The following is a 10557-nucleotide window of genomic DNA, read 5'->3' as shown; positions in this document are numbered from 1 at the left end:
GAGGGCGGATCCCGGTTCACGGCGGCGTCATCCCACTGTGATGACGACCACTCACGGTGGCCGAGTGGGCGATTCGGAGAGCGGTTGCTCGGGGTGGTGGTAGCTGTTCGTGCGGGGCTTGCAGTTCGGGTCGAGGTGACGCGGTGGTGTCCAACGGGTGCGCCCGCCAGAGCTTTTCGTGGTTCGCCACCGGTGGGGGCCGGACCCGGCGAGTTGATGATGGGTGGGGCAGACCAGGGTGAGGTTGGTGATGTCGGTGGTGCCGCCGTCGGCCCATTCACGCAGGTGGTGGACGTCGGACATCGAGGCGGGCATCGAGCAGCCGGGGAAGGTGCAGCCGCGGTCGGTCGCGCACAGGAGTAGTCGTTGGTCGGTGGTGGCGAGTCGTTTCGCTCGGCCGAGGTAGAGCGGGCGACTGTCGTGGTCGTCGAAGATCGCCAGGTAGTGCCGGGTGCGTCCGGCCATGGTGATCAGGTCGCGGATCGGCAGGAGTGATCCGCCGGCGGTGGTAGCTATCCCGGCTTGCTGCTGGAGGTCGTGCACGGTGGCGGTCGCGATGATGGTGACCGGCAGGCCGCGGTGTGATCCGAGCCGGTCGGAGGCGAGGGCGTCTCGGCAGATCGCGGCCAGGGCGTCGTGGCAGCGTTGCGCGGGTGTGCGTTGGTCCCGCCGCGCGGCGTCCGGGTCGGGGACACCGTCGATCGTCGACGCCCTACCGTCGTCGGGGTTGCACATGCCGGGGGCGGCGAGTTTCGCGAAGATCGTTTCCAGGTAGGCGCCGACTTCGGGGGTGACGCAGAACGATCCGGTGCGCATCTTGTCCACACCCTGCGCGCCCATCCGGAAGGAACGCTTGCGGGCCCGGTCCCGTTCGGTGAACTCCCCATCGGGGTTGAGGTGTGCGGCGATGCGTTTCGCGGTGGCTTTGACCTCGTCGGGGCGCATGGTCAGCGACAGGTCGGTGAGGCGTTTCTCGGCGTTGTCGCGGTGCCGGTGGTCGACATCAGCGGGCAGATGGTGGAAGAACTCGCGGATCACGGTGATGTGTTCGCGCCCGATCAGGCCGTGCTGTTCCGCTTGGGCGGTGTGTGCCAGCACCGGTGGTAGGTCCTGGCCGGTGAACGACAGCCGTGGTGTGAGGTCGGCGGTGTGGTCGAGTCGGTGTCCCGCTTGGGCGGGTGTGAGGCGTAGCCGGTTGGCGATCACCGCTTTGAGTCTCTCCCCGCCGAAGGCTTCGGGTCCGGCTTCGGCGAGTCGGGCCAGGGGGAGGCGTTGGGCGGCGAAGGCCAGGCGGGTGAGTTTCTCGTACCGGTCGACCATGTGCAGCCACTCGGATTCGGTGGTCCGGTCGGGCGATCCGGACGCGAGCACGCCGAGGCAGCGTTCGATGGTGTCGAACTCCTCGTCGATCTCCCCGATATCCATGACCCGAACGATAGTCGACACCACCGACAGGTTCCGTCGAGTAACCGCGTGCGGCAACGCAATTCGAGACGGCGACTCAGATCGACGCGAAGATGTCAATCACGTTATCCACAGATCCACCCGAGAGTCCGGGTTGTCCACAGGATGATTCGGACCCGGTCAGGTCGCTCGGTGAGCGGGGCGGAAGGTGCCGTGATGACGATCCGACTCCGCGCGGATCACGTGCACCACCGCATTGATCAACGCCAGATGGGTGAACGCCTGCGGAAAGTTCCCCAACTGGCGTCCGGTCTCGGGGGAGAACTCCTCCGCGTACAGCTTCAACGGGCTCGCGAACGACAACAACCGTTCGCACAGCCGATGGGCCCGATCGAATTCGCCGATCTCCACCAACGCCGATACCAGCCAGAACGAGCAGATCATGAAGGTGCCCTCGGACCCCGTCAGCCCGTCATCGGTCGTATCGGTGCGATACCGCAGCACCAACCCGTCCACGGTCAACTCGTTCTGAATCGCGTTCACCGTGGCGACGATGCGCGGATCATCGGCAGGCAGGAATCGCATCAACGGCAGCAGCAGCGTCGACGCGTCCAACGTGGTGCCGCCGTAGTACTGGGTGAACACCCCACGGGAATCGACCCCGTGCGCCAGGACGTCGGCCTTGATCTCGTCGGCGATCGCCTCCCAGCGCTGGGCGTACTTGGGTTCCCCGTGCATCACCGCCAGCTTCGTCCCGCGATCGAGAGCGACCCAGCACATCACCTTCGACGACACGAAGTGCTTCGGTTCGCCGCGCACCTCCCAGATCCCGCGATCCGGCTCGCGCCAATGTGCGATCGCCTCCTCGACCTGCCGTTCCAGCAGCGGCCAGAGCGACTCGGTCGCCTGCTGCCGCGACCGGGCGTGCAGATAGACCGAGTCGAGCATCGCGCCCCAGATATCGTGCTGCTGCTGGCGATAGGCGTCGTTGCCCACCCGGACCGGTTGGGAGTCCTCGTAGCCGGTCAGATTGGTCAGCTCGTGCTCGTCGAGGGTGCGTTCCCCACCGACTCCGTACATGACCTGCAATGGAATCGCGCTTCCGTCCGGCGCGGTACAGACGTCGGCGATGAAGGCGAAGAAGTCGTTGGCCTCCCGGTCGAGGCCCAGGGTGTACAGCGCCCAGAGCGCGAAGGTCGAATCCCGCACCCAGGCATAGCGGTAGTCCCAATTGCGCTCCCCGCCGATCACCTCCGGCAGCGACGTCGTCGCCGCAGCCATCAGGGCGCCGGTCGGCGCGTAGGTCAGCCCCTTGAGCGTCAGGGCGCTGCGCTGCAGATAATCACGCCACGGATGGTCGGGGAACTGGCCGATCGTGATCCACTCACGCCAGTACTCGGTCGTCCGCCACATCCGGTCGGCGGCCTCCTCGAAGGTGCTCGGCGCGGGCAGCGGCGACCACGACAGCGCAACGAAGGCGTTGTCACCCTCGCTCATCCGGGTGCGGGCCCGCACGGTGCGCCCGTCGATCCCGAGCCGCAGGTTCGTCGTCACCGTCAACTCGGCGGTCCCGGCCGGGTCCCCGATCTCCGAGGCTTCCGGGGCGGTCGTCGCATCGGCCGGACGTGCGGTCGCGCGCTCGTAGACCGAACCGGTGTACTCCCAGACGGTGCGGCGGCGCCCATAGTCGAAGGCGGGTTCGCAGGTCATCTCGAATTCGACGACGCCGCTCACACATTTGATCGTGCGCAGCAGGCAATGCTGGGCGTCCCAATCCGACGGCGCCCGCCGGTGGGTACGCGAGCGTTGCTCGACGTTGTGCCAGGGCCCCATCACCAGCGCATCGCGCACGATCAACCAGCCGGTCGAGGTCTGCCACGTCGTCTCGACGATCAATCCGCCCGGCAGATAGCGGCGGGCGACCGGAACGCTCTGGCCGTACGGTCCCACCCGGAAGCTGCCGGCAGATCGATCGAGGATCGCGCCGAAGATGCTCGGCGAATCCGGACGGGGGATGCACATCCACTCGACCGCGCCGTCCGGGGCGATCAGGCAGGTCGTCTCGCAGTCCGACAGGAAGGCGTACTCGCCGATGGCGGGGAAGGCGGAGAATCCGGCCGGCAGCGGCGCGTCCGCGGCGTCGTCACCCGTGTCGTCGGCGGCGTCGTCGCCCTCGGCCGATGCGGTGGTCATCCGATCATCATCGACGGGCGGCCCGGGCGCGTCCAGCATTCGGGGCGGACCGCGATCGTCGACCCGTCGGCGGGGCGGTCTAGGCTGGCACGGGTGTCAGGCATTGCCCAGTGGTGGGACGGCGTGGAGTTGTGGGTCGCCGGTCTGCCCTTCGTCCCCCAGGTGGCGTTGACCCTCGGGGTACTCGTGCCGCTCGCCGGGCTCGCCGCGGCCGGGCTCGACCGATTGGTCGGGCTCGCGATCGGAGCCGGGCGCGATGACGCCGCGGCCCCGGTCCACTCCGGTTCGACCGTGGAGGACCACCGATGACGCGTTCTCGTGTATCACTGATATTGGTAGGGCTGCTGGTGGTCATCGCCGTGGTGTGGTTCTTCTCCCGCTGACCCCTTTCGCCTGCTCCGCAAGGTTTCGCGCAGGCTGCGTCGAATTGTTCCCTCGAACGCCCCGCAATGGGACGGTGCTTTGCGCCGCCGTTCGCTTCGCCATGTCCGTATGTTCCCGGCCGATGTCGGGTTTGTGCGTTCCGATGCGAGGCGGCGGTGGGCAGCACCGTCAGCGCCCATTCCCGGGTGATCGAGGAGAGGTACCTTCATGCAATTTCGAGCACGACGACAGCGGACGCGTCTGGCGCTGATGGCGATGGCGGCAACCGCTGCCATGGTGGCGTCCGCATGTGCCGGTGGCTCGAGCGACTCGGTGGACGGCTCCGGCTCGTCGAGTGGCGCCGGTGTGCCGCTGACCCTGATCGCCTACGCGGTACCGAAGCCCGGCTGGGACCAGATCGTTCCCGCCTTCGAGGCGTCCGAGAACGGTGAGGACCTGTCGTTCAACGCCGACTACGGCGCCTCCGGCAACCAGTCCCGCAAGGTCGCCGACGGCGCGCCGGCCGACCTGGTCAACTTCTCCGTCGAGCCGGACATCACCCGGCTGGTGACGGCCGGTCGGGTCGACGCCGACTGGAACCAGAACGCCTACAACGGTGTTCCGTTCGGATCGCTGGTGTCGCTGGTCGTCCGCGAGGGCAACCCGAAGAACATCAACGATTGGGATGACCTGCTGCGCGACGACGTCACCGTCATCAGCCCGAACCCGCTGAGCTCCGGGTCCGCGAAGTGGAACCTGCTGGCTCCCTACGCAGCCAAGAGCAACGGTGGACAGGACCGCCAGGCGGGCCTCGACTACGTCCGCAATCTGGTCGATCACTTCCCGATCCAGCCGGAGTCGGGACGTGCCGCCACCGAGGCCTTCCTGCAGGGCCAGGGCGACGTGCTGCTCAGCTATGAGAACGAGGCGCTGCTGCTCGAGCGCGACAACCAGCCGATCGAGTTCATCAACCCGCCGTCGACCTTCCGTATCGACAACCCGGTCGCGGTGATCAACAACAGCTCGAATCTCGAGGCCGCGCAGCGTTTGAACGATTTCCTCTACACCGAGGAGGGGCAGACGGTCTGGGCCGAGGCCGGCTTCCGTCCGGTCGATCCCGCCGTGCTCGACAAGTTCCGCGATCAGTTCCCGGAGCCGGAGCAGTTGTGGACCATCGACGACCTGGGCGGTTGGGAGACTGTCGACTCCGAGTTGTTCGGTGACAGCGGCGAGATCACCGCGATTTACACCGAAGCCGCGGGCTGATCACGATGGCAACCGTCACCTCCGCACCTCCGGCGGGGCCGCGCAAGCGGCCCCGCCGGGGCGGGGTCAGCCCCCTGACCCTCGGTACCGCGACACTGTGGTTGTCGATCATCGTGCTGCTGCCGTTGGCGGCGGTGCTGACGAAGTCCTTCGACAACGGCATCGGCGGCTTCTTCTCCGCCGTGACCACCCCGCGCGCGATCGCGACGTTCGAGGTCACCCTGCTGGTTTCCTTCGTCGCCGCCGGCGTCAACGTCATTCTCGGCACGATCATCGCCTGGGTTCTTGTGCGTGACGAGTTCCCCGGCAAGGCGTTCGTCAACGGCCTGATCGACCTGCCCTTCGCCCTGCCGACCATCGTCGCGTCGTTGGTGCTGCTGTCGCTCTACGGGCCGGGCAGCCCGATCGGTCTGACCCTGTCGGCCACCAAGTGGGGCGTCATTCTCGCCCTCGCCTTCGTGACGCTGCCGTTCGTGGTGCGTGCCGTTCAGCCCGTGCTGATCGAACTCGAACGCGACGTCGAGGAGGCCGCGGCCTCCCTCGGCGCCAACAACGCAGTCATCTTCCGCCGGGTCGTCCTGCCCGCCCTGTTGCCGGCGATCCTGTCCGGCGCCGGTCTTGCCTTCGCTCGCGCGATCGGCGAGTTCGGCTCGGTCGTGCTGATCGGCGGCAACATCCCGGGCAATACGCAGGTCGCTTCGCAGTTGATCCGCGAGCGGATCGAGGTCGACCAGCCGGTCGACGCCGCGGCGTTGTCGGTGGTGCTGCTGGCCTTGGCGTTCGTCGTGCTGGTGATCCTGCGGGTCATCGGAAACCGGTTCGCGCGGCGTGAGGAGCGTGCCGAATGATCGTCTCCACTCGGGCGCGGCTGACGCTGCGCTTCATCGCCTTGGCCTACCTGTTCGTGCTGGTGGTCTTCCCGCTCGCCGCGATTCTCTATCGCTCGTTCGAGAACGGGATCGGCGCGTTCTTCTCGCTGATCACCACCCCGGCGGCGATTTCGGCGCTCAACCTGTCGCTGCTGATCGTGGCGATCGTCGTGCCGGTGAACGTCGTCTTCGGCATCTTCACCGCGATCGCCCTCGCCCGCGGCAAGTTCCGTGGCAAGCGGGCCCTCGAAGCGGTGGTCGACCTGCCGTTCGCGGTCTCGCCGGTCATCGTCGGTGTCTCGCTCATCCTGCTGTGGGGCGCGTCCGGTTGGTTCGGCTTCATCGATCGCGCCGGTTTCCCGATCATCTTCGCCCTGCCCGGCATGGTGCTCGCGACGATCTTCGTGACGCTGCCGTTCGTGGTGCGCGAGGTCGAGCCGGTGCTGCACGAGATCGGCACCGAACAGGAGGAGGCGGCCGCAACCCTCGGCGCCTCCAATTGGCAGACCTTCTGGCGGATCACCCTGCCGGCGATCCGCTGGGGTCTGACCTACGGCGTGGTGTTGACCGTCGCCCGCTCGCTCGGCGAGTTCGGCGCGGTGATCATGGTCTCGACGAACCTGCCGGGTATCTCGCAGACCCTGACGCTGTTGGTGCACAGCCGCTACGAGGACTTCAACGCGGCCGGAGCCTACGCGGCGTCCACCCTCCTGATGGCGGTAGCGGTGCTGGTGCTGCTGTTGATGACCGTTCTGGATCGAAAGAGGACAAACGAATGAGTACACCGGAGCTGTCGAACACCGATCTGACGAACCCCGACCTGTCGAATACCGATCTCGACTTCGAAGGTGTCGAGATCACGGTCCGCAACGCCAATAAGCACTACGGCGATTTCGCCGCACTCGACGATGTCAGTCTGGAGATCCCGGCCGGCTCGCTGACCGCCCTGCTCGGGCCGTCGGGTTCGGGGAAGTCGACCCTGCTGCGGTCGATCGCGGGCCTCGAGTCGATCGACTCGGGCACGGTGATCATCGGTGGTCGCGACGTCAGCTCGCTGACGCCGCAGCAGCGCGATATCGGCTTCGTCTTCCAGCACTACGCCGCGTTCAAGCACATGACCGTGCGCGAGAACGTCGGCTTCGGTCTGTCGATCCGCAAACGGCCGAAGGCGGAGATCACGAAGAAGGTCGACGAACTGCTCGAGATCGTCGGTCTGGCGGGCTTCCAGAACCGCTACCCCAGCCAGCTTTCCGGTGGTCAGCGACAGCGCATGGCGCTGGCCCGGGCGCTGGCCGTCGACCCGAAGGTGCTGCTGCTCGACGAGCCCTTCGGCGCCCTGGACGCCAAGGTGCGCGCGGACCTGCGTACCTGGCTGCGCCGGCTGCACGAGGAGGTGCACGTCACCACGGTGCTGGTCACCCACGACCAGCAGGAGGCGCTCGACGTCGCCGACCGGATCGCCGTGCTCAACAAGGGACGCATCGAGCAGGTCGGCAGCCCGGACGACCTCTACGATCGGCCGGCCAACGAGTTCGTGATGACCTTCCTCGGTGAGGTCGCGCGCCTCAACGGTGTGCTGGTGCGCCCGCACGATCTGCGCCTGGGCCGCACCCCGGAACTCGCCCGGATCGCCGAGCCGCTCACCCCGTCGTCCAACGGCGGAGTGTCGACGCTGACCGAGACCACGGTCGAGCCGACCATCGAGGCGGCCCTGATCGGCGCCGACAACAACGGCGTCTTCCGCGCCACCGTCGAGCGGGTCGTGCACCTGGGCTTCGAGGTGCGGGTCGAGCTGGTCGCGTCGGCCAGCGACGAGCGGTTCACCGCACAGATCACCCGCGGCGACGCGGCGGCTCTGCAGCTGAGCCCGGAGGACACCGTCTACGTGCGCGCGACGCACACCCCGGAGATCGTTCCGGCCTGACCGGCAATTCGATCGAACGGGGCGCGGCTACCCAGCCGCGCCCCGTTCTGCGTCTGCCCGTCCCCACCGAGGCACGGTATGCCGAGTGATACTCGGGCGTATGAAGACGGCTATTTCAGTCCGGACGACACTTTCGACCGTGTCTCGCGGACCGCGAGCGAACTCGGAATAAGTCGATCCGAGTTCTTCACCCGAGCCGCGCAGCGCTACCTGGACGACCTCGAGGCCGGTCCGCTGACCGGTCGAATCGACAGCGTCCTGGAGCGGCTCGACGGCGCCGATGATTCGAGAGATGCTGCCGTCGCTGTCGGGCGTCTCTTGCTCGGGGCGGCGGGAGACGAGTAGCAGCAGACTCGATGTGAATTCGATTCACAGGTTGACTCGCGAACATCGCTGCTGCATGCTGTGAATCCGATACACGGGCATGGAGGTGGCGGTGACTACGGAAATCATCCGTGACGGACTTGTTGCGCCAAGCGATATCGCCGAGCTGGCAGGTGTCTCGCGGGCGGCGGTCAGCAACTGGCGCAAGCGCTCGCAGGGCTTTCCGGAACCTGCCGGTGGCACCGAAGCCAAGCCGCTGTTCGACCGCGCCGAAGTCAGCGCGTGGTTACGTGGTCGCGGTTACGAGCCGGCCCGCGCCACCGCTGATATCGACGTCTTCGGGCTCTTCAATGCCCTTGACGGCAGCACTCGTATCGAGAGGATGGCAGCCGTATTGCTCTCGCTGCTGTGCGTTCGGAAGCTCTCTGCGGAAACTGCCGACGGCTATCGAGGGTGGGACCGGCTTCGCGCCGCCGCTGCCGTCGATGATTTCGAGGAGTTCGATACGGTCGTCGGCGAATTCGAGGATACGGATGAGCGCTGGTCTCAACTGGTGTCCCGGTCCGAGGTCCGTGATGAGTTCGAGAATTGGGCGCATCCCGGCAGGCGCAGTGTCGGGGTGTTCGGACGCCTGGTCGACATCATCGACCGGATCGACCCGGGGGATCTCGCGAGCGTCGGTGACCGATTCCTTGCCCGGGTCGTGTCCGCACAGGTTCGGTCCGGTGGCGACTCCGGTTTTGTCGGGTCTCGCACTTCCGCGCTGTTGGTCAGGGCGGCTTCGGGCGCACAGGGTGTTCTATACGATCCCGCGTGTGGCATCGGGGAAGCCCTGATCGGCCTCTCGTCGCGACGCGGTGGGGATGTGAGAGTTGTTGGCCACGAAATCGATCCGACTGCCGCACGATTCGCTCGGCAACGGTGCTATTTGCATGGAGTGTCCGTTGACATCGGCAGCGTGGACGTCCTGGAAGCCGATCCCGTCCCAGGGTTGCTCGCCGATGTCATTGTTGTCGAGCCGCCATTCGGTCTGAGTTGGCGGTACGACCGTGCCGACCCACGATGGGCCTATGGCATCGCTCCGTCGAAGGCATCCGAGTTCGCCTGGATCCAACACGCGGTAGCCCATCTCGCCTCGGAGGGGCGGGCGTACGTGATCACGCCTCTGGGTCCGGCGTTCAAGTCCGGCCCCGCTGCAGCCATCCGTTCGGGTCTGCTGCGTGATGGCTGCATCGAGGCGATCGTCGGACTGCCGGGAAAGATGCTCCCGCATACCTCGATTCCGTTGGTGCTGTGGGTGCTATGCAGGCCGGGAGCCTCGGTCAGGCCGGGGAAGGTGTTGTTTGTCGACGGATCGGCGTCACCTGATCCCGAGGATAGGGTCGACGACTGGCTTGCGGGTCGCAAGCAGGATGCGCTTGACGAGCCACCGCATGCGGAAGTTTCGATTGCCGACATCATCGGCCTGGATGCCGACCTGGATCCCCGGAAATGGGTGAAGTCTGTCGGTGTCGAACCGGAGCAGCTAGTCCGGAAGCTCGCCGCCTCCCAATCCGCGCTGCGGGACGCATTGAACGACATTGCCGGCGGGGCGTCGTCCCCGGCTATACCCGATGTCGTGTCCACCGCTGCCGTTCTGACGGTGCAGGATCTCGTGCGCCAGGGAATCGCGACGCTCGAACCGGGGCGGGCGCGGCCCGGGGGAGGGCGGACCGACAGTGCTCCCCGAGTCATCACGGTCGGAGATCTTCGTGTCCCCATGCCCGAAATCCCCGAGATCAGAAGCACCCGCGAGGGCACCGACCTGACCCATCCCGGCGACATCCTGGTCGCCACGGTGCACACGATTCGAGCGGTGGTTGACCACCGGGGCGGGAATCTATGTGCCACCGGGGTGCATCGGCTGCGCGTCGACCCCGACCGGTTGCATCACGAATATGTCGCGCACTGCCTGGCCGGCGACTGGAACACCCGCTTCCTCCGGGGAACGGCCGCTCCGCGCGCCGACATCAAGGATCTCGAGATCCCGGTAGTACCGGTCGCTGAGCAAGAAGCCATCGTCGCCGCGCTCGACCAGGTCAAGGTCCTGGAAACCCGAGCCCAGCACGTCGCCGACGCCGCGAACTCGGTCGCGGCCGCTCTTCTGGATGTGGTGCGGTTCGCTGCGCCGCTCAACGCCTCGGTGTGACCCAACGTTTGTACCCGCCGCCGGAC

At 66.8% G+C, this 10557-nt stretch carries 8 protein-coding genes; 6 read left to right on the top strand and 2 right to left on the bottom strand.

Annotated features, from left to right (window positions below; translation table 11 throughout):
* Positions 1 to 51 precede the first annotated feature (51 nt).
* Both MB1_RS05095 and MB1_RS05090 read right to left on the bottom strand, forming a co-directional pair.
* Complete coding sequence (locus MB1_RS05095; RefSeq protein WP_066904441.1) at positions 52 to 1425, bottom strand: HNH endonuclease signature motif containing protein; 1374 nt, start codon at positions 1423 to 1425, stop codon at positions 52 to 54.
* Positions 1426 to 1584: 159 nt separating this feature from the next.
* The gene (locus MB1_RS05090; protein ID WP_066904948.1) at positions 1585 to 3597 is read right to left on the bottom strand and encodes a glycoside hydrolase family 15 protein; all 2013 of its coding nucleotides are present in this window, start codon (positions 3595 to 3597) and stop codon (positions 1585 to 1587) included.
* A gap of 93 nt (positions 3598 to 3690) precedes the next feature.
* On the opposite strand from MB1_RS05090, the gene MB1_RS05085 reads away from it, so the two are divergent.
* From MB1_RS05085 to MB1_RS05055, 6 genes are all read left to right on the top strand, one after another.
* Positions 3691 to 3906 carry a hypothetical protein gene (locus tag MB1_RS05085; RefSeq protein WP_066904438.1) on the top strand — a complete coding sequence of 72 codons (216 nt, stop codon included), beginning with the start codon at positions 3691 to 3693 and terminating at the stop codon, positions 3904 to 3906.
* A gap of 282 nt (positions 3907 to 4188) precedes the next feature.
* Positions 4189 to 5226, top strand: a complete 1038-nt coding sequence (locus MB1_RS05080) for a sulfate ABC transporter substrate-binding protein (RefSeq protein ID WP_066904435.1) — start codon at positions 4189 to 4191, stop codon at positions 5224 to 5226.
* Between the two features lie 5 nt (positions 5227 to 5231).
* A complete protein-coding gene (gene cysT, locus MB1_RS05075) occupies positions 5232 to 6074 on the top strand; it encodes a sulfate ABC transporter permease subunit CysT (protein WP_066904432.1) in 843 nt (280 codons plus the stop codon).
* A complete protein-coding gene (gene cysW / locus MB1_RS05070) occupies positions 6071 to 6874 on the top strand; it encodes a sulfate ABC transporter permease subunit CysW (protein ID WP_066904429.1) in 804 nt (267 codons plus the stop codon). The genes cysT and cysW overlap by 4 nt, the downstream gene beginning before the upstream one ends.
* Complete coding sequence (locus MB1_RS05065) at positions 6871 to 8019, top strand: sulfate/molybdate ABC transporter ATP-binding protein (RefSeq protein WP_084350926.1); 1149 nt, start codon at positions 6871 to 6873, stop codon at positions 8017 to 8019. The genes cysW and MB1_RS05065 overlap by 4 nt, the downstream gene beginning before the upstream one ends.
* Before the next feature lie 424 nt (positions 8020 to 8443).
* The gene (locus MB1_RS05055; protein WP_066904425.1) at positions 8444 to 10531 is read left to right on the top strand and encodes a type I restriction-modification system subunit M/S; all 2088 of its coding nucleotides are present in this window, start codon (positions 8444 to 8446) and stop codon (positions 10529 to 10531) included.
* The last annotated feature ends 26 nt before the right edge of the window (positions 10532 to 10557 follow it).

Origin of the sequence: Millisia brevis NBRC 105863 (assembly GCF_001552615.1) — a bacterium.
GTDB lineage: Bacteria > Actinomycetota > Actinomycetes > Mycobacteriales > Mycobacteriaceae > Millisia > Millisia brevis.
Note: the sequence above shows the minus strand (reverse complement) of the source record. Positions and strands in the feature narration are given on the sequence as shown.